15 protein-coding genes are annotated in these 17,879 nt (G+C 70.7%); 11 read left to right on the top strand and 4 right to left on the bottom strand.

The window, feature by feature from the left end; genetic code table 11:
- The first annotated feature begins 45 nt into the window (after window positions 1-45).
- Window positions 46-2,208: a SpoIIE family protein phosphatase gene (locus tag ABZX79_RS11170; protein ID WP_355254547.1), complete on the top strand. Its 2,163-nt coding sequence runs from the start codon at window positions 46-48 to the stop codon at window positions 2,206-2,208.
- 126 nt (window positions 2,209-2,334) lie between these two features.
- Here ABZX79_RS11170 and ABZX79_RS11175 read toward each other — a convergent pair whose 3' ends face one another.
- Window positions 2,335-4,026: a lysyl oxidase family protein gene (locus ABZX79_RS11175; RefSeq protein ID WP_355254549.1), complete on the bottom strand. Its 1,692-nt coding sequence runs from the start codon at window positions 4,024-4,026 to the stop codon at window positions 2,335-2,337.
- Between the two features lie 261 nt (window positions 4,027-4,287).
- Between ABZX79_RS11175 and ABZX79_RS11180 the strand changes: the two genes are divergently transcribed.
- Window positions 4,288-4,758, top strand: coding sequence for a GNAT family N-acetyltransferase (locus ABZX79_RS11180; RefSeq protein WP_355254551.1), 471 nt, complete (start codon window positions 4,288-4,290; stop codon window positions 4,756-4,758).
- A gap of 21 nt (window positions 4,759-4,779) precedes the next feature.
- Here ABZX79_RS11180 and ABZX79_RS11185 read toward each other — a convergent pair whose 3' ends face one another.
- Entirely contained in the window at window positions 4,780-5,592 is an 813-nt protein-coding gene (locus ABZX79_RS11185) for a hypothetical protein (RefSeq protein WP_355254553.1), read from the bottom strand.
- A gap of 473 nt (window positions 5,593-6,065) precedes the next feature.
- On the opposite strand from ABZX79_RS11185, the gene ABZX79_RS11190 reads away from it, so the two are divergent.
- The 9 genes from ABZX79_RS11190 (at window position 6,066) to ABZX79_RS11230 (ending at window position 16,082) form a co-directional block, all read left to right on the top strand.
- Window positions 6,066-8,207: a hypothetical protein gene (locus ABZX79_RS11190; protein ID WP_355254555.1), complete on the top strand. Its 2,142-nt coding sequence runs from the start codon at window positions 6,066-6,068 to the stop codon at window positions 8,205-8,207.
- Window positions 8,208-8,280: 73 nt separating this feature from the next.
- Window positions 8,281-9,783, top strand: coding sequence for a GT4 family glycosyltransferase PelF (pelF, locus tag ABZX79_RS11195; protein WP_355254557.1), 1,503 nt, complete (start codon window positions 8,281-8,283; stop codon window positions 9,781-9,783).
- Entirely contained in the window at window positions 9,780-11,144 is a 1,365-nt protein-coding gene (locus ABZX79_RS11200; RefSeq protein WP_355254559.1) for a hypothetical protein, read from the top strand. Before pelF ends, ABZX79_RS11200 begins: the two co-directional genes overlap by 4 nt.
- 51 nt (window positions 11,145-11,195) lie before the next feature.
- The gene (locus tag ABZX79_RS11205) at window positions 11,196-12,197 is read left to right on the top strand and encodes an SDR family NAD(P)-dependent oxidoreductase (RefSeq protein WP_355254561.1); all 1,002 of its coding nucleotides are present in this window, start codon (window positions 11,196-11,198) and stop codon (window positions 12,195-12,197) included.
- Window positions 12,198-12,235: 38 nt separating this feature from the next.
- Entirely contained in the window at window positions 12,236-12,949 is a 714-nt protein-coding gene (locus ABZX79_RS11210) for a nucleotidyltransferase family protein (RefSeq protein WP_355254563.1), read from the top strand.
- Between the two features lie 7 nt (window positions 12,950-12,956).
- A complete protein-coding gene (locus ABZX79_RS11215) occupies window positions 12,957-13,847 on the top strand; it encodes an NAD(P)-dependent oxidoreductase (protein ID WP_355254565.1) in 891 nt (296 codons plus the stop codon).
- A gap of 49 nt (window positions 13,848-13,896) precedes the next feature.
- Window positions 13,897-14,571 (top strand): spherulation-specific family 4 protein, encoded by a 675-nt coding sequence (locus ABZX79_RS11220; RefSeq protein ID WP_355254567.1) that lies wholly within the window; start codon window positions 13,897-13,899, stop codon window positions 14,569-14,571.
- Window positions 14,568-15,338, top strand: coding sequence for an endo alpha-1,4 polygalactosaminidase (locus ABZX79_RS11225; RefSeq protein ID WP_355254569.1), 771 nt, complete (start codon window positions 14,568-14,570; stop codon window positions 15,336-15,338). Before ABZX79_RS11220 ends, ABZX79_RS11225 begins: the two co-directional genes overlap by 4 nt.
- Window positions 15,339-15,422: 84 nt before the next feature.
- On the top strand, window positions 15,423-16,082 hold the full coding sequence (locus tag ABZX79_RS11230) for a DUF2278 family protein (protein ID WP_355254571.1): 660 nt from the start codon (window positions 15,423-15,425) through the stop codon (window positions 16,080-16,082).
- Between the two features lie 17 nt (window positions 16,083-16,099).
- Here ABZX79_RS11230 and ABZX79_RS11235 read toward each other — a convergent pair whose 3' ends face one another.
- Together ABZX79_RS11235 and ABZX79_RS11240 are read right to left on the bottom strand one after the other, a co-directional pair.
- On the bottom strand, window positions 16,100-16,888 hold the full coding sequence (locus ABZX79_RS11235) for a carbonic anhydrase (RefSeq protein ID WP_355254573.1): 789 nt from the start codon (window positions 16,886-16,888) through the stop codon (window positions 16,100-16,102).
- Between the two features lie 73 nt (window positions 16,889-16,961).
- Window positions 16,962-17,876: an AAA family ATPase gene (locus ABZX79_RS11240; RefSeq protein ID WP_355254575.1), complete on the bottom strand. Its 915-nt coding sequence runs from the start codon at window positions 17,874-17,876 to the stop codon at window positions 16,962-16,964.
- Window positions 17,877-17,879: the final 3 nt, after the last annotated feature.

A 17,879-nucleotide genomic window follows, 5' to 3' on the forward strand; every position in this document is an offset into this window, starting at 1 on the left:
GATATGTCTCTTGTGGGGCCGCGCGCACCAGCAGGACGGTAATCCATGGCATCGCCGGAGGAAGAGACCGGACGGCCGGAGGTACTGGACCGGCTGCTTTCCCGGGTGCTGCGCGAGTCCGAGGCGTACGGCGGCGGGATCTACGTACTCACGTCGAGCGGCCAAGTGCTGTCGGCCGTGGTGCTCGCCGGAGTGCCGTCCAGCCTCGCGATGCCCTGGGCCAGAGTGGGAATGTCCGCCTCGGGTCCGCTGGCGGAGGCGGTACGGGAGGGCCGCCTGGTCTGGGTCGGAGCCGAAGGGGAGCTCGCCCGCCGCTACCCGCGCATCGGCCTGGCGCTGCCGTACTCCTTCGCCCTCGCGGCCGCGCCGGCGGTCAGCGCGCAGCGGACCTGGGGCGGGCTGGTGTTGTTGTGGCCGGGCTCCCACCCGCTGGTGATCGAACCCGAGCGGCAGAGGGCGATCGAAAAGGCATCCGGATACGTCGGTGCGGCTCTGCGCCGCGCGGAGGAAAGCGGCCATCCGATCCTGCCCAGGCCCGAACCGCGAATCGTTGCGGTGCCACGGCGCCGCATGGTCACGCAGATGGAGGCCCAGGCCGCGGTGGACTTCACCGAGCGGCTTCCGGAGGGCTGCTGCGCGCTCGACCTCGACGGCCGCATCACCTTCATCACCCCCAACGGGGCGGAGCTGGTCGGCAGCACAGTTCCCGCGCTGCTGGGGGCACGGCCGTGGGAAGCCATGCCCTGGCTGGACGACCCCGTATTCGAAGACCGATACCGGTCGGCCGTGATGAGCCGCCACCCTACGTCTTTCACGGTTCGGCGCCCCGATGACCTGTGGCTGTCCTTCGAGCTCTATCCCGACGCACGGGGGATCAGCGTGCGTATCGCCCGCTCCCACGTGGCGGGAGCCGCAGCCGGTGGAGCGGGAGCCGGAGGAGCCGCGTCCCTGCCCCCGCTGCCGGACACCGCCGTGCCACCGGGCGCGGGAGCCGCGCCGACCCGGGTGGGGGTGCTCTACCAACTGGCGCATCTGGCAGCCGCGCTCACCGAAGCTCTCAGCGTGCCGGACGTGATCAAGCTGGTGGTCGACCAGATCGCGCCCAGCTTCGGCGCACACGCGGTCGCCCTGTTCGCCGTACAGGCCGGCAAACTGCGCCTTCGGGGCCACCATGGCTACGGGGCCGAGGAGATGGAACGGCTCGGTGACGTGCCCCTGTCGCCCGACCACCCCAGCGGCCGCGCGGTGACCACGGCCGAAACGGCCTTCTTCGCCTCCCGCCGCGAACTCCACGACGCCTTCCCGCACGCCGTGGACGACGACGGCAATCACGCCTGGGCGTTCCTGCCCCTCGTCGCCGCCGGCCGGCCCATCGGCTGCTGCGTACTGGCGTACGACCGGCCCCATGTGTTCGGGCACGACGAGCGAGCCATTCTGACCGCGTTCGGCGGCCTTGCCGCACAGGCGCTGGACCGCGCGCATCTGTACGACACCAAGAGCGGTCTCGCCCGCACCCTGCAGGCCAGCCTGCTGCCGCAGGCACTCCCGGCGCTGCCCGGCCTGCAGGCGACGGCCCGCTATATGCCTGCCACCCGCGGCATGGACATCGGAGGCGACTTCTACGACCTGGTACGCCTCGACGAAACCACGGCCGCCGCCGTCATCGGAGACGTTCAGGGGCACAGCGTCACCGCTGCCGCCCTGATGGGCCAGGTCCGTACCGCCGTCCGGGCCAACGCCATCGCCGGAGCGACCCCCGACGATGTCCTCGCGCGCACCAACCGCCTGCTGACCGACCTGAATCCCGGGCTGTTCACCAGTTGCCTGTACGCCCAGATCGACCTCGTCCGCCACCGGGTGTGCCTGGCGACCGCCGGCCACCTCCCGCCTCTTCTGCGAGACCCCGGCGGACGTACGGAAAGCGTCGCCGTGCCCCCCGGCCTCCTGCTCGGCATCGACCCCTCCGCCCAGTACGAGGCGATCGAATTCGACCTGCCGCCCGGCGCCGTCCTGACGCTGTTCACCGACGGCCTGGTGGAAAGGGCGGGCAGCGACATTGAGCAAGGGACCGCAGACCTCGCTGACGCCCTCAGCGAGGGGGCGCGCGACCTCGACGCCCTCGCCGACGCGCTCATGCGGCGCTCACGTCCATCGCCGGACCGCATGGATGACACCGCCCTGTTTCTGCTGCGCCTGACGCCGTCGTAACTTCTACCCGGCGCCACGGGCCGACCGCCGACTCCCTCGCTACCGCGCCGGCTCCCTGGCCACGCGCCGACTTCGGCTCCCGAGCGCTGAGCTCGGGAGCCGAAGTGCCGTTGCGACTGGCGAGAGTCAGTTGGCGTTGACCAGGTCATGCGCCGGCACGGTCACCGTGCGGGCACCCGGCGTGCCGCCCAGGACGACCTTGCGCAGAGCGCTGTTGTTGGTGAGGCTGGTTTCCTTGAGCCGCTTCTCGGGGTTGGCCAGCACCTGGATGTAGTAGGTGCCGTTCGGCAGGTTGGAGATGTCGAAGGACTGGCCGGGAAGGTCCTGGGTGTACGTGTCGCCGGAGCCGACGTCGAGCACCTCCCGGACCGAGATGGAGTTCTCCTGGCCGCACGCGGTGGACAGGTCGGTGTTGTTCGGGTGCCAGTTGGCGTTCTCCACCGTGTAGTCGACGGCGTCGGTGTTGGCCAGGCAGAAGGCCTCCTTGCCGCTGCGCACCGACTCCCTCTGGTCGGCCTTGAGCAGCCGGTAGCTGGCGAAGTCGGTGAAGTGCCAGTGTTCGTGCCCCTTGCGCGGGTCCCACTCCATGGTGCCGGTCGGCGTGTAGCCGACCTGCTTCCCGTCGGCGTCGTAGAAGTACTGATAGGCGTCCATCAGCTTCTTGCCGGGGCTGCGGAAGCCGTCGACCACCAGCTGTGCGGGACCGGCGTTCCACACGTTGGCGCTGAACGCCAGGTAGTCCTTGCCCCGAGTGCTGCCCTGCCCCTTGCTGATGGCGATGCCGTAGGCCGGCAGCGAACGGAGATCGGGCTTGGGGACGTCCGGCACTTCCGGCGTGCCGGTCGGGCGCTGCGCGGCGGGCTTCACCGCGGGAGCCTTCCGGGAACCGTCGGTCTGCCCGGTCCCGTCGCCCACCGGACCGGCCCTGAGCGCGGCCTTCTTGAGTGCCCACGGGAGGGCGGGCGGTGCGGGAGTGTGGGGCCCGTGGCCGACGTTGTACGACGGCCCGGCCCCGCTCGTCGCGGCGGCGGGCGCCGGCGAGCGCATCGCGCCGTGACCGGAGTGCCCGGCCGAGTGCGACCCGTGCTTCATGGCGGCGGGTGCGCCCGCGCCCTCCTCATAGCTGCGCTCTCGTACGGTCAGCTTGATCGTCTGAGGCTTGTTCTCCATGCCGAACAAGAGGCGGTATTGCTTCCGTACGGACACCTTGGCGGTGTACTTTCCGGCCGGCAGTGCGACCGGGTTGGAGTAGTAGCCCGCGTACGTGTTGGACGCCCAGCCGTTCTCGACACCCCACACCGAGCCGAGCGTGAACGGGTTCTCGGGACAGCTCTCGGGGTACTTCGACTTGGCCGGGGCATCGGGGCGGATCCGGCCGGAGGCGTTGTTCGGACAGAAGGCCTCGGACTTGTTCACCACGGTCCTGCCGGCCGCGTCAGTGATCTGGATCTGAGCGAAGCCCGGCAGCCCCCCGAAGCCCTTCACCAGGCCCTGGGGAAGGGTTTTGGTCCGGGTCTTCGTGCCCTCGTGGATGATCTGCGTGGCGACGACCGGGTCCTTGTAGGACTTGCGCGTCACCTTGAGTTCGAGGGGCCCGTTCTCGGCGGTTACGTACGTACCGAGGTCCAGGTAGACGCCAGGTTCTTCCTTCCACGAGTCGAGAGTCACCGACGTCGATGCGGCGATCAGGCTCAGCTTCGGCGCGGGCTGTGAGTCTTCGGCATCGGGCGCGGCGGCGACCACACCGGCGGTCACGGTGATGGCCGCACCGGCGGCGATCAGTGAACGCCATGGACGGGCCTGATGGAATCTGCTCATCGTTCCTCATTTTCCGCGTGTTCCGAGTACCTGCTGGGAGGTGGACGATCGCGAAACCGTCTCCGGCCCGTGAGAGTTGGAGGAGGGCAGTATGGGTTGTCTGTGGCTTCGTGGGTCGCTGATCGTTGTCCGAAAACAGGTCGTGGAGGTCGGATCAAGCCGTCTTGGAGCCGTTTCGCCCTGGGCCTTTCTCAGTTGTGGTAAGGGGCGGGTCCGGCGGGCGCGGAAAACCACTTGATCACCGGAATTATTGTTTTCCGCATGACGACTGCGCTCCGCCTGGAGAAGATCACTGCCGACAACTTCGATGACGCGATCGGCCTGCGTGTCCGCCCCGACCAGGAGCACTTGGTCGCTCCAGTCGTGAAGTCCCTCGCCGAGGCCTACGTGAACCCCGGCACGGCGTGGCCCCGGCTCATCGTCGACGGCGACCGGCTCGTCGGCTTCCTCATGGCCTTTTTCGACATCGACTTCACCGGCGAGGGCAAGGGCACCGATATCCGCTCGGGCCTGTGGCGTCTCAACATCGCGGCCGGCGAACAGGGTCGCGGCTACGGCCGCTTCGCGGTCGAGTCCGTGGCCGCCGAAATCCGCCGCCGGGGCGGCACCCGTCTCACCACGACGTGGCACCCGGGCGACGACGGCCCTGAGGGCTTCTATCTGGGGCTCGGGATCAGGCCGACGGGGGAGATGAGCGGGGATCAGAAGGTGGGGGAACTGGAGCTGGATTAGGGACTGCTCCGCCGCTCCGTTTTACACGTGGCACCGCACATGGATCAGGAGGGTGTCGCCGGGCAGGTCCGCGAGATACGCGTCGATGCGCTCCTGGTGGGCGGGGAGTTCAGGCTCGTGCGAACATTGGGCGGGGCTGTGGCAGGCGCCGTGGATTCCCGGCCCGCCGTCCTCGTACCACCAGCCGCCCAGCGTGAGGACGTTGCGTTTCCGCAGGGCCAACTCCATCTGGCGCTCGACGAACTCCTGCCGCCCGGCACGCCCGACCTCGACGGCGGGATCGGTGAAGACGAGGAACCAGTAGGCGTAGCGCTCGGTGGGCAGCGTTGCCACGTAGTCGTCGAAGGCGCGTACGAGGGGCTGGGCGCGGTAGTCGTCCGAGGCCTGGTCCACGGAGTACGTCCGGAACTCGGCCACCGCGCGGTCGTAGTAGACCTCCCAGGGCTGGGCCGACGGCAGTTGGCCCGCCAGCTCCTGCCACCGCTGCCACGCCGCCTCGGCCAGCTCCCGCGCCTCCTCGCGCGAGGCGGAGAAGTCAAGGAGCTCGCGCGGCCCGCCCGCACACCAGCCGAAGTCGTTGAGGACCGGTTCTCCCGAGTTCCACTGGGGCGGCACGTACTCGTGGATCAGCCTGGGGTCCCGCTCCTTGCCGGGCAGGACATTGAATCCGCCGCCGTGCGTCTCGCCACCGGTGATGTACCAGGCGTCCCAGATGTCCAGCTCTTCGCCGCGCGAGTAGTCGATCTCGAAAGGTGCCAGCGCCTCCGCGACCGCCTCTTCCAGCCGGTCCGCTGCCCCTGCCGGTAGACACACCGTGATCCTCATTCCTGCCATGGGGGCATCAGATCACCCTTCAGGCAGATGCACTTCACGGGGGTGCGTGACCGCTGTGCGCCCCGATGTGCTCCTTGTCTTGCGCCAGTGTGCGCCGGTGCGCGCCCGGAGTGAGCCCCGTAGGTGGTTGGCTGGATTTCCCCGTGCGATTCCGCTTTCTTTTCTTTGGTCTACACCACACCCTCCAGGGCGTACGGGATAACCGCTTGCGCCAACCGTCACCTGCGCTTGGGCTCGACAATGGCGGCGGGTTCCGCAGGCGCGAATCCGTCCGTTCGTTCGCCGGTCCGCCTCCCCGACGCGCGTGCCTTTCGCGCCAGGTTTCACATTGCCCTCACAACTTCTCCTCCGCGCACCTCACTATGTGATCCGACAGGGCGGGACAGCGTCGGCACCTCACGGAGCCGACCGCCGCAAGGGGGGCGGGGCAGGCCGGCTGACTGCGGGCTGCTCTTCTGGGGAGGACGCACACCATGAGACGCACCGGGCACACTGCTGCCGTTTTGGCCGCGGCCGCAACGCTGTTCGCGCTCGCAACGCCCACAGCCGGAGCCGCCACACCTGTGCCACGGGTCGACCTGCGGGTCCTGGTGGTGGACGACGGGGGGCCCGCCACCGCCGCGATCGCCGCCGAACTGGTCGGCGCCGGGACGCCGTACACCTCCATCGATCTGTCCAGGGACGGCCGCCCGGTGATCGACGCGGCCTTCCTCTCCGACACGGTCGGAGGGCGGCCGCGTGCCAAGTACCAGGCCGTGGTGCTGCCCAACGACAACCCCTTTGGCACCGGTTCCGCGGAGATGGCCGCCCTCGTCGCGTACGAGAAGACCTTCGCGATCCCGCAGGTCGACGCGTACACGTACGCCCGTCCAGAAGTCGGCCTCGATCCCCCGGCCAACGGCGGCTACAGCGGATCCCTGGACGGCGCCCGCGCCGAGGTGACCGCGGCGGGCAAGGCCGGCCCCTTCGGCTACCTGGAAGGGGCCGTGCCCTTCGAGGACAACGCGCCGACGGTCTCGGAGAGTTACGCCCATGCCGCCAAGCCCGCACCGGGCGCCGACTTCACCCCGTACGTGGACGTGCCACTGCCCGGCTCGGCCGAACGCGGCTCCCTCGTTGGTGAATACCGGCACGACGGGCGCCGCGAGCTCGTCGTCACATTCGTCTACAACCAGCACCAGCAGCAGTTCCGCTTGCTGGCCCGCGGCATCGTCGGATGGCTGACTCAGGACGTGCGGATCGGTGCCTCCCGTAACTACTTCGCCGTACACGTCGACGACGTCTTCGCCGCCGACGACCGCTGGGACAGCCAGCTGAACTGCACGCCCGGCGACGTGGACTGCCCGCCCGGACAGGGTGAGGCCGACTCCATCCGGATGACGGCCGCCGACGCCCAGTACGCCACCCAGTGGTCCCGCTCCAAGGACTTCACGCTCGACATGGTGTTCAACGGCGGCGGCAGCGAGCTCTACAAGGAGGAGAACGCCGGCAGCGACCCGCTCGCACAGCAGCTCGCCGCCGACAAGAGCGCGTACCGGTGGGTCAACCACACGTACAACCACCCCTTCCTCGGCTGCGTCCAGGACGTCAGCGCGGTCCCGTGGAGCTGCGCGAAGAACCCCGACGGCAGTACGCGCTACGTCAGCCGCACCGAGATCGCCGGGCAGATCCGCGACAACCGGCTGTGGGCCGAGCGCACCGGGCTGCCCCTGGTCGACGCCGAGCTGGTGACCGGTGAACACTCCGGCCTGAAGGTGCTGCCCCAGCAGCCGGACGACAACCCGAACCTCGGACCGGCACTCGCCGACAACGGCGTCACCTCGCTCGCCTCCGACAACTCGCGCGACCGGGAGCAGCGCAAGGTCGGCCCGGCGCTCACCGTGCCGCGCCATCCGATGAACATCTTCTACAACGCCGGCCGGACCGCCGACCAGATCGACGAGTACAACTGGATCTACAGCCGGTCCGCCGACGGCGGCAGCGGCATCTGCGAGAGCGCCGCCAACTCCACCTGCCTGCCGGAGCCGCTCGATCCGGTCACCGGCTACGCGGATTACGTCGTTCCGCTGGAATCCCGCATCGCCCTGGGGCATGTGCTTTCCAACGACCCCCGGCCGCACTTCATCCACCAGTCCAACCTCGCCGAGGACCGCATCGCCTACCCGGTGCTCGACCGCGTTCTGAGCGAGTACGCCGCGCTCTACGCGGACAGCGCCCCGCTGGTGAACCTGCGCCAGCGCGACATCGGCACGGAGCTCCGCGACCGGGTCACCTGGAACACCGCCGTCAAGGCTGGCCGGGTGACCGCGTACCGCATCGGTGACACCGTGACGGTGCAGGCTCCGAGCGGTGTCCGGGTCCCCGCCACCATGCCCGCCGGAACCCGACAGGACCTGCTGCTGGGTACGGAAGCCTTCGGCACGCCGTACGCGGGCACGGTCTCGGGCTGGGTCGCGGCCGGCCTGCTCCAGGACCGGGTCAGCCTCACCCTGCCCGCCGGTCCGGCGTCCGCCACGGCGCGGGCCGACAAGAGCGAGCTCGTACGGCGAACGGCACCTCTGATGCCGCTGCCGCCGGGTGTACGTACCCGCGTGCCCTACGGCGTCACCGGCTGACCCGGGCCCTGGCTCCCGCTACGCCCCCGCATCGTCCCCTTCCACGACCCGCATCCCAGGAGAGCACTCCCGCATGCTCCAAGCGCTACCTCCGGCAGCGTCCGGCACGACTCGTGTCACCCTCCTCACCGAAGGCACGTATCCGCACAGCCACGGCGGCGTGAGTGTGTGGTGCGACCAACTCGTCCGCGGGCTCCCGGACTTCCGCTTCGACATCACCGCGGTGACGGGCACAGGGAGGGAACCCCTCGCCTGGGACCTGCCCGCCCATGTGTCACCTCCGGTCGGCGTTCCGATGTGGGGCACGGCGCCGGCCGGCGCCGCCCCGCGCGGCCGACGGCTGCGCATGCTGACAGCGGCGTACGAACGGTTCCTCGGCGCACTGCTCGACCCCCCCGCCGAGGCGGACTTCGCACCGGCGCTGTACGAGCTGGCCGAACACGCCCGCCGGGGAGAGCTGGCACCCGCCCTCCGCGCCGATCCGGCCGTGCGCGTCCTGGCAGGGGTGTGGAACCGCCCCGGCCTGGCCGTACATGCCTCCCGCCCCACCATCCACGACGCGCTTACCGCCACGGACCTGCTGGAACACGCGCTGCGGCCGCTCGCCGCACGACCGCCCACGGACGGTGTCGCCCATGCCGTGAGCGGTGGGCTGGGAGTCCTGCCCGGGCTCGTCGGCAGCCGACTGCACGGGGTGCCGCTGCTCCTCACCGAGCACGGCGTCTATCTGCGCGAGCGCTACCTCGGCTACCGCACCGGTCCCTACCGGTGGCCCGTCAAGGCGCTGCTGCTCGGCTTCTTCCGGCTCCTCGCCGAGGAGACGTACCGGACGGCCGCGCTGATCACCCCGGGAAACCAGTACAACCGGCTGTGGGAGGAACAGGGCGGCGCCGACCCACAGTCGATACGGACCGTCTACAACGGCGTCGACCCCGCGGCCTTCCCGCCCGCCGGCCCCGAACCGAACGCACCCGTCCTCAGCTGGGCCGGCCGGGTCGACCCCATCAAGGACCTGGAGACGCTGATCCGCGCCTTCGCGCAGGTACGGCACGAACTCCCGGCGGCGAGGCTGCGGCTCTTCGGCGGCACGCCGCGTGGCGGCGAGGCCTACCGCGAGCGCTGCGAGGCGCTGGCGGCGGAGCTCGGGCAGGGCGAGTACGTCACCTTCGAGGGCCGGGTGGACGACATACGGGACGCCTACGCGGCAGGCAGCGTGGTCATGCTGTCCAGCATCAGCGAGGGGTTTCCGTTCACCCTCATCGAGGCCATGTCGTGCGGGCGGGCCACCGTCTCCACGGACGTGGGCGGCGTGCGCGAGGCGGTCGGCGACAGCGGTCTCGTCGTCCCGCCGCGCGAACCGGAGGCAATGGCCCGGGCCGTGCTGGAACTGCTGCGCGACCCGGCGCGCCGGGCGGCGATGGGGGAGGCCGCGCGACAGCGCGTGATCGAGCAGTTCACGCTGCGGCAGACAGTCGACACCTTCCGCGACATCTATCTGCGACTCGCGGAAGGCGAACTGGCGCAGGACGAAGTCGCGGACAGCGAACAGGAATCCGCCGGGGAGGCCGTGGGATGAGCGGCCCGCTGCGCCTGCTGCCGGGCGAAGGGGACAGTCTCCCCGCCATACCCAGGTCCCACCCCCGTACCCGCGCCCGCCCGGGCTGGGCGACGGATCCGATCGACGAGCTCGCCGAGCGGCTCGTGGAACAGGTCTCGGGGGCCGTCCACCCGTACGAGGTGGCCGCCCTGCTGGAGTCGGACGGGATGACGGGCGACCGGATACGGGAACACTACGGCCGCGCGGGCCTGTTCGCCCTGGCCGAGGACCTCTACCACCGGGTGCCGCGCCACTACCCCGAGCCACCCCCTTCCCCCGATCCCTGGAAGCCGGACCACTGGCGGTGCGCCCTGCGCGGCCTGGTGTTCGCGCTGCCCGGACTCGGCTACGTGCTGGGCGCGGACCTGTGGCGGGGTACGCCCGACGTCACCGGACTGATCGCCGCCGCGCTGGTGGCGTGGGCGTGGAACCAGGCGCTCAGCCACCGGGCCTACCTGAGGCTCGCGGCCGAGGGCCCGGCGGGCGCCGGGCGGGCGCTGCGGGCCGGCGCCCCGGCGGGCGCGGTGGCGGCGACGGTCGTGGGCCTGCTGGTCTCCGGTCCGGGCACGGCGTCCGCGTTCGCCGCCGGGCAGTCCTGCTACGTGGCAGCGGCGACCGTGCTACTGGTCCTCGGCCGCGAACGCACCCTCGCGCTCACCCTGTTGCCGGTGGCGGCCGGTGCGGTGTGCCTCCTGTGGTGGCGCACGCCGGTCGTCGTGTCCTCGGGACTGCTGCTGGTGACGGTGGCGCTGGCGGCCCTCGCGGCCGGGCACGCGATCCGTGGCACGCTGCGGGCGGCGCCCAGCGGGGACGCCAAGCTACCGGCCCTTCGGGACTCCCTTCCGTACGGGCTCTTCGGGCTCGCGGCCGGAGCGCTGACGATGTTGGGCGGCAGCGGCGGCAGCGGCGGCACGGCAGGGGCTCGCGGCATCGTGGTCCTCACCCTGAGCATGGGTTTCGCCGAGTGGCTGCTGTACCGCTACCGGGGCATGGCCGTCGCCGCGCTGCGGGCCAGCGCCACCGTCGCCGGCTTCACCCTGCGCGCCGGGCGCGCGATGGCTCTGTGCCTGGCGGCGTACGCCGTGCTGCTGCTGGCCGGGGCCCTGGCCGTGGGCGCGGACGCCGTCGCCCTGCCGGCGCTCGGGGCTCTCCTGTGGACCGGGCTGCTGCTGCAAGCCTTCACGCTGGCCTGGCCGCCGGCGCTCGGCTGTCTCGCCGCCGCGGCGGCATCGGCCGCAGGCCGCCCGTACGGCATCGACCTGCTCGTCTGCCCGGCGGCCGCAGCCGTGCTGTTCATCTGGGCCTGGCGGCACCTCGGCCGGCCCTCCGCACACCGCTGAACTCTCCTGCCCCACCGTCACCTCACCACCCAACCGAAGGAGCAACCACCCATGTCCACCCCCTTACGCGTCGCCGTCACCGGAGCCGAGGGCTTCATCGGCTCGCATCTCACCGAGGCACTCGTCACGGCCGGCTTCAGCGTCCGCGCGATGGCGCAGTACAACTCCTTCTCCTCCTACGGCTGGCTGGAGACGCTCTCGCCCGAGGTGCTCGACCACGTCGAGATCGTCCTCGGCGACGTCCGCGACCCCGGCTCGGTCCACCAGCTCGTCGAAGGCGCCGATGCCGTCTACCACCTGGCGGCGCTCATCGCGATTCCGTACTCGTACCAGGCTCCGCACAGCTATGTGGACACCAACGTGACCGGCACCCTCAACGTCCTGGAAGCCGTACGCCGCCTCTCCGTCCCCCGACTGGTGCATACGTCGACGAGCGAGACGTACGGAACCGCCCAGACCGTGCCGATCACCGAGGACCACCCCATCAGCACCCAGTCGCCGTACGCCGCCTCGAAGGCGGGCGGGGACCGGCTGGCCGACAGCTACCACGCCAGCTTCGGCACGCCGGTCGTCACCCTGCGGCCGTTCAACACCTTCGGCCCGCGCCAGTCGATGCGGGCCGTCATCCCCTCCGTCATCGGCCAGGTCGCGGCGGGCGAGCGCGTCATCACCCTCGGGGACCTGCGGCCCACGCGGGACTTCCTGTACGTGAAGGACACCGCCCGCGCCTTCCTCGCGGTCGGCACCGCGCCCGCCGACGCCGTGGTCGGCCGCACCTTCAACGCGGGCACCGGCGGGGAGATCTCCGTCGGCGAACTGACGCAGCTGATCGGCAAGTTGATGGAGACCGATCTGGAGGTACGCGAGGACGCGCAGCGCATCCGCCCCGCGGCATCAGAGGTGATGCGGCTGGTCGCGGACGCCACCCGGCTGCGCACGGCGACCGACTGGCGTCCCGAGAACGACCTGGAGGGCGGCCTGCGGCACACGATCGACTTCTTCCGCGACCCCGCGAACCTCGCCCGCTACAAGACCGGCATCTACAACGTCTGACCGCTCGTCCCCAGTTGGCTCACCAAGAGGAGAAGACGATGCACGCAGTGATCCTGGCCGGTGGCAAGGGCGTACGCCTTCTGCCGTACACCACCGCCTTACCGAAGCCGCTCGTACCCATCGGCGACCAGCACGCCATCCTGGAGATCGTGCTGCGTCAGCTGGCCGCCGCCGGCTTCACCAGTTGCACCATCGCCATCGGCCATCTCGGCCACATCATCCGCGCCTACGTCGGCAACGGATCCCAGTGGGGCCTACGCGTCGGCTACTCCACCGAAGACAGCCCCCTGGGCACCATGGGCCCCGTACTGACCATGATGGACCGCCTCCCCGAGCACTTCCTCGTCATGAACGGCGACATCCTCACCGACCTGGACTTCGGTGACGTGGTCAGACACCACCAGAAGTCGGACGCCCCGCTCACTGTCGCGACGTACGCCCGCAAGGTCGCCATCGACTTCGGCGTCCTCACCACCGAATCCGGGCGCGTCGTCGGCTTCGCCGAGAAGCCGAGCATGGACTACCGGGTCTCCATGGGCGTGTACGGCCTCTCCAGGGACACCCTCGCCGCCTACACGCCCGGTCTCCCGCTCGGGTTCGACGAGCTGGTCCTGGACCTGCTGGCCGCCAAGACCCCGCCCCACGCGTACGACTTCGACGGCTACTGGCTGGACATCGGGCGCCCCGACGACTACGACCGGGCCAACGCCGAATTCACCACGCGCCGCGGCGAACTGCTCAAGGGAGCGTGAGCGTCCCGTGCGCGTTCTCCTCCTGGGCTCCACCGGATACCTGGGCCGGCACACCGCCGAGCGGCTGCGCGCCCTCGCGGACGTGCGGCTGTTCACCGGCGGCCGCTCGCCGTCGGCCGACGTGCCGTTCGACCTGGCCGACGGGCCGGGCGCACTCGCCGACGCGCTGCACGCGACCGCGCCCTCCGTCGTCATCAATTGCGCGGGCCTGGTGACGGGCAGCCCGGTCCGGCTCGTCGACGCCAACGCGCGCGGGCCGGCCGCGCTCTGCGAGGCGCTGCGGGAGGCCGCGCCCGACGCCCGCCTCGTTCACCTCGGATCGGCCGCCGAGTACGGGCCGGGAGCGCCGGGCCGACCGGTCACCGAGGAAGCCGCGACCAGCCCGCTCGGCCTCTACGGAGCGACGAAGCTGGCGGGTACCCTGGCCGTCACCGGATGCGGACTCGACGCGGTGGTGCTGCGGGTCTTCAACCCGGTGGGCCCCGGCGCGCCGGCCGCCGGGCTACCCGGACGGCTCGCCGCCGAGCTGCGGGCGGGCGGCGACGGATGCGCCGTCAAGGTGGGGAACCTGTCGGCCTACCGCGACTTCGTCGACGCACGGGACGTGGCGGGGGCCGTCGTGCAGGCCGCGACCGCGACCGGCGCGCTGCCGCCGGTGCTCAACATCGGCAGCGGCACAGCCACCGCCGTACGCGACATGGCGCACGGCCTGCTGCGGGCGTCCGGTCTGCGCGGCCGGCTGGAGGAGTCGGGGGCCGGCTCGGAGCGCTCGGCCGCGGTGTCCTGGCAGTGCGCGGACATCTCGGCCGCCCGTTCGGCGCTCGGCTGGCGCCCGGACCACTCGCTCGCCGACTCGCTGCGGGACCTGTGGGAGTCGTCGGCGGTGGCGGTCCGATGAGCGGTCAGCTGAGTGGTCAGCTGAGTGGTCAGCTGCACGGGCAGCGCCGATGACCCTGCTCGTACCGATGTACGCGCACCCGGCCGTGGACCCCGACGCCTGGGCCGCTCTGGCCCTGTCCGCCCCCCAGCTGTACGGCGTGGTGCTCAACGTGGCCGACGGCCCGGGGTCGCGTCCGGACCCGGCCTTCACGGCCGCCGCCCGCACGCTGCGGGCGGCGGGCGTCCGGGTCCTGGGCTACGCAGACACCGACTACGGGCGCCGCCCCTTCCGCGCCGTACGTGCCGACTTGCGGCGCCACCGCGAGTGGTACGCCGCCGACGGTTTCCTGTTCGACCAGACACCGGCCGACGCGGCGGGGATGCGCCACTGCAAGCGGCTGGTGCGTGCGGCGCGGGCCCTCGGCGGGCGTACGGTCGTCCTCAACCCGGGAGTCCATCCGGCAGCCGGCTACGCGTCGTTCGCCGACCTGCTGATCACCTTCGAGGGCGACTGGGCCGCGTACTGCGCCGCTCCCGCGCCACCGGCATGGACGGCCGCCCATCCGCCGGAGCGTTTTTGTCATCTGGTGTACGGGGTCCCTCCGGGACTGTGCGGGCTCGCCGGCCGCACAGCGGGGCTGCGGCGGGCCGGCGTGCACTGCGCGGTGCCCGGCCACGGCCCCAACCCGTGGTCGGCTGTGCCGCCCGGCCTCGTGCCGGCGGCCGCGGGGGAGGAGGCGTGAGTCGTCGGCGGGGCGTACTCCTCCTGCTTCTTCTCCTCCTCCTGGCGGCGGCCTGCTCGGCTCCGGAGCGCCGGTGGCAGCCGAAGCCGGGCACCGCGTGGCAGTGGCAGCTCGACGGCAAGGTCGACCCGAGCGTCGATGTTCCGGTCTACGACATCGACGGGTTCGAGAACGACTCCAGCACGGTACGCCGGCTGCACCGGGACGGGCGCAAGGTCATCTGCTATCTCAACGCGGGCGCCTGGGAGTCGTTCCGTCCGGACCACCAGGACTTCCCGGCCGCCGTCCGCGGCCGCGCCAACGGGTGGCCGGGGGAGCGGTGGCTCGACATCCGGCGCCTGGACGTACTGCGGCCGCTGATGGCCAAGCGCTTCGACATGTGCCGCGAGCGGGGCTACGACGCGGTCGAGCCCGATCTGCTGGACGCGTACCTCGAAGACACCGGGTTTCCGCTGACGGCCGGCCATCAGCTGGCGTACAACCGCATGCTCGCCTCACTCGCCCATGAGCGCGGCCTGTCAGTGGGGCTGAAGAACGATCTGCCCCAGATCCCCGAGCTGGTGGACGACTTCGACTTCGCGGTGAACGAGGAGTGCGCGGAACTGAACGAATGCGCGGAACTCACCCCGTTCGTACGGGCGGGAAAGGCGGTGTTCCATGTCGAATACGCCACCCCGTTGGGCGAATTCTGCGCGCAGTCCCGCGAGCTCGGGCTGAGCTCCATGCGCAAGCGGCTCGACCTGGGAGCGTGGCGCAGGCCTTGCTGAGCGTGGGGTCGCGAGTTTCAGGAGGGGACGGAACTCTCCGCGCGTCTCGTACCTCTGGCGGGGGCCGGTGATTGACTGGGCGGCATGCCGCTCGACGACTACGGCGTGCTGTCAGGAACCCTGCACCGCCACTTCCGCGACCAGCCCGACACACAGGGCCGCTGGTTCCACGTCAACCTGGAGGTCGACGCGCCCGCCGGGCGGTACCGGTGCGCCGTCGACGTGGACAGCAAGCAGTCCAGCACCGGCGTCCAGTGGAAGGCCTTCACGCTGGACGCCTCGGCGCTCGGTCCGGTGGCCGCACTGGCACCGGGATACCACGACCTCGCCCGCACGCCCGAGTCGGGCGCGCTCGACTTCGTACGGCACCCAGCCCTGCTGAACCGCTCCGGGTGCGTCTTCGTGAGGCGGCCGCCGGCCTGGCTCAGGGCGATCCTCGACAGGCTGAATCCACCACGCCCATGGATCTCGGGTTCCAACCTGGACGCCGCACAGGCTCTCGAGCCCATTCTTGTGCCCGGCCGGGCGATCATGGTTTTCGGTGAGCCGTTCAACCAGGGTCTTGGCATGCACAACATCCACCAGAACCAGGGCGACCCCTACGGAAGCCAGTGGTGGCAGGAGAACGGTATCTGGCAGGACGGGGCGACCCTGACCCGGAGAGGCGACGGCCGGTTGGACGTGTTCCTGTCCAAGTTCACCACCCAGGCCGACCGAACCGACGACGACGGTCACCCGGCATAGGAGCGACGACGGGTGGGTCAGGTGACGGCGTGGACGCGTTGTGAGTGGAGCTCGTAACGGGCGCCGACGATCGCGAGCTTCCCCGTACCCACCCTGTCGGCCAGGTCGGGATCGGCTGCGAGGCGCGTACGGATCATGCCGACGTTGCGGGTGATGGTGGAGTCGATGCGGGCGTCGCCGTGCCGGCTTTGGTCTATGGCCGGGCGTATCTGATCAGCCACGTACTGTATATGTCTGGGAAGTTGCTCTCCCGTCTCATCCGCGCGAACGGCGGCGGAGACCGCGCCGCACGACTGGTGCCCGAGAACCAGGATCAGCGGTACGCCCAGTTCCAGGACGCCGTAGGCGATGCTGCCCAGGACGGCTTCATCCAGGACCTCGCCGGCCGACCGTACCGTCATGAGGTCTCCGAGCCCCTGATCGAAGACCAGCTCCGGCGGCACCCGCGAATCGATGCATCCCAGGACGACGGCGAACGGGTTCTGCCCCGAGACGAGCGACTCGCGCGCGTACGGCGTCTCGTGAGGATGCCGCTGGTGGAATGTCCGCCACCGCCGATTGCCGGCCGCCAGCTCGCGCAGCGCCTCGTCGGGGCTGCGGGGCGTGCCCGTCGCCGTGGCCGGGGGCGCGGCCGTGGCGGACGCGGCGCCGAGTGTCATCGCTGTTCCGGCGGCGGCGGTTGCGGCAGTTCCCGCTACAGCGGCCCGCAGCAACGCCCGACGCCCCGTGCTCGCCGGCCTGGATGAGGTGTGTCGATTCAAGGTCACGAGGGGAACGTAGCGGTCACGTTCTGGCCTGAGATTCATGATTGTGATCTGTTGGCGTGTCCTTGAACAAAACATGGGCAGTTGCCTAGAGGCTGCTGACCCTCACAACCCTTTAGAAGTTCCCGTAGTTGACCTGCCAGGTGGGCAGCCCCATGCGGCGCCACAGCGCGACCACCCGGTCACGGTCGTCCAGCGACACCCGAACCGCGTACCGGTGACGCACGTGACGGTCGAACAACTCGGCCTTCACGACATCGTCGCGGCGCCCGTCGCCCGCCTCGCGCATCCACAGCTCGTCGTAGGGCACCTCGTGCCGCCGAAGCCACGCCTCTGTCTGCGGGCGGTACTCCTCACCGCGTCCGGACAGGAGCACGATGATGTCGCTGTCGGCGCGCCGGAAGGAACACAGAGCCTGCCGCACCGGCACGTTCAGCAGGTCGACGTCGCATCGCGTGAAGTCGTACGGCCCACGGTCGCCCGTCAGGGCCAGCGTTCCGTCGATGTCGCACATCACCGCCGCCGGCAGCGCCGGGTCGGGTACGTACGGCTCGACGGGGGGCTGGTCGTTCAGCCACGCTTCGGTGAGCCGCCATCCGCCCCTGGTGGCCCGTGCGTGCTTGTCGGCCAGGATCCGGATGATGTCCTCGGTGACGGGCCTGTCCCGCTCGCCGTCCCGGCGTACGCACTCCTCGACCGGTACGCCGGTGAAATCGTGCACGACAAACGTCGCCAGACCGGCGGCCGCGGCCTTCAGACGCTTGGGGATGTGGGGCGTCAGATGCGTGTTGTCGACGACCACGTCGAAGCCGTCGTCGACGGCCGCGCGCACCGCGGCGTCCTGGATCGCCAGCACCGTCTGCTCATGCGCACGCGACCTGCCCCGCTCGGCCGCCGGCAGGTCGAGCATGGCCCGCAGGTCGTCGAGGCTGACGCGGCGCATCCGGCCTTCGGCGTCCGCCTGCAGTTGCCGCGCGGCAGTCGTCTTCCCCGACGCGGGCAAGCCCGTCATGACATGTACTACGGGCACTGG

Source organism: Streptomyces sp. NPDC002994 (assembly GCF_040611155.1).
GTDB lineage: Bacteria > Actinomycetota > Actinomycetes > Streptomycetales > Streptomycetaceae > Streptomyces.

Bases quoted from the DNA above. Each gene is read 5' to 3' on its own strand.
- ABZX79_RS11170 (WP_355254547.1), top strand. From the start codon at position 46: ATGGCATCGCCGGAGGAAGAGACCGGACGGCCGGAGGTACTGGACCGG.
- ABZX79_RS11175 (WP_355254549.1), bottom strand. From the start codon at position 4,026: ATGAGCAGATTCCATCAGGCCCGTCCATGGCGTTCACTGATCGCCGCC.
- ABZX79_RS11180 (WP_355254551.1), top strand. From the start codon at position 4,288: ATGACGACTGCGCTCCGCCTGGAGAAGATCACTGCCGACAACTTCGAT.
- ABZX79_RS11185 (WP_355254553.1), bottom strand. From the start codon at position 5,592: ATGGCAGGAATGAGGATCACGGTGTGTCTACCGGCAGGGGCAGCGGAC.
- ABZX79_RS11190 (WP_355254555.1), top strand. From the start codon at position 6,066: ATGAGACGCACCGGGCACACTGCTGCCGTTTTGGCCGCGGCCGCAACG.
- pelF (WP_355254557.1), top strand. From the start codon at position 8,281: ATGCTCCAAGCGCTACCTCCGGCAGCGTCCGGCACGACTCGTGTCACC.
- ABZX79_RS11200 (WP_355254559.1), top strand. From the start codon at position 9,780: ATGAGCGGCCCGCTGCGCCTGCTGCCGGGCGAAGGGGACAGTCTCCCC.
- ABZX79_RS11205 (WP_355254561.1), top strand. From the start codon at position 11,196: ATGTCCACCCCCTTACGCGTCGCCGTCACCGGAGCCGAGGGCTTCATC.
- ABZX79_RS11210 (WP_355254563.1), top strand. From the start codon at position 12,236: ATGCACGCAGTGATCCTGGCCGGTGGCAAGGGCGTACGCCTTCTGCCG.
- ABZX79_RS11220 (WP_355254567.1), top strand. From the start codon at position 13,897: ATGACCCTGCTCGTACCGATGTACGCGCACCCGGCCGTGGACCCCGAC.
- ABZX79_RS11230 (WP_355254571.1), top strand. From the start codon at position 15,423: ATGCCGCTCGACGACTACGGCGTGCTGTCAGGAACCCTGCACCGCCAC.
- ABZX79_RS11235 (WP_355254573.1), bottom strand. From the start codon at position 16,888: ATGAATCTCAGGCCAGAACGTGACCGCTACGTTCCCCTCGTGACCTTG.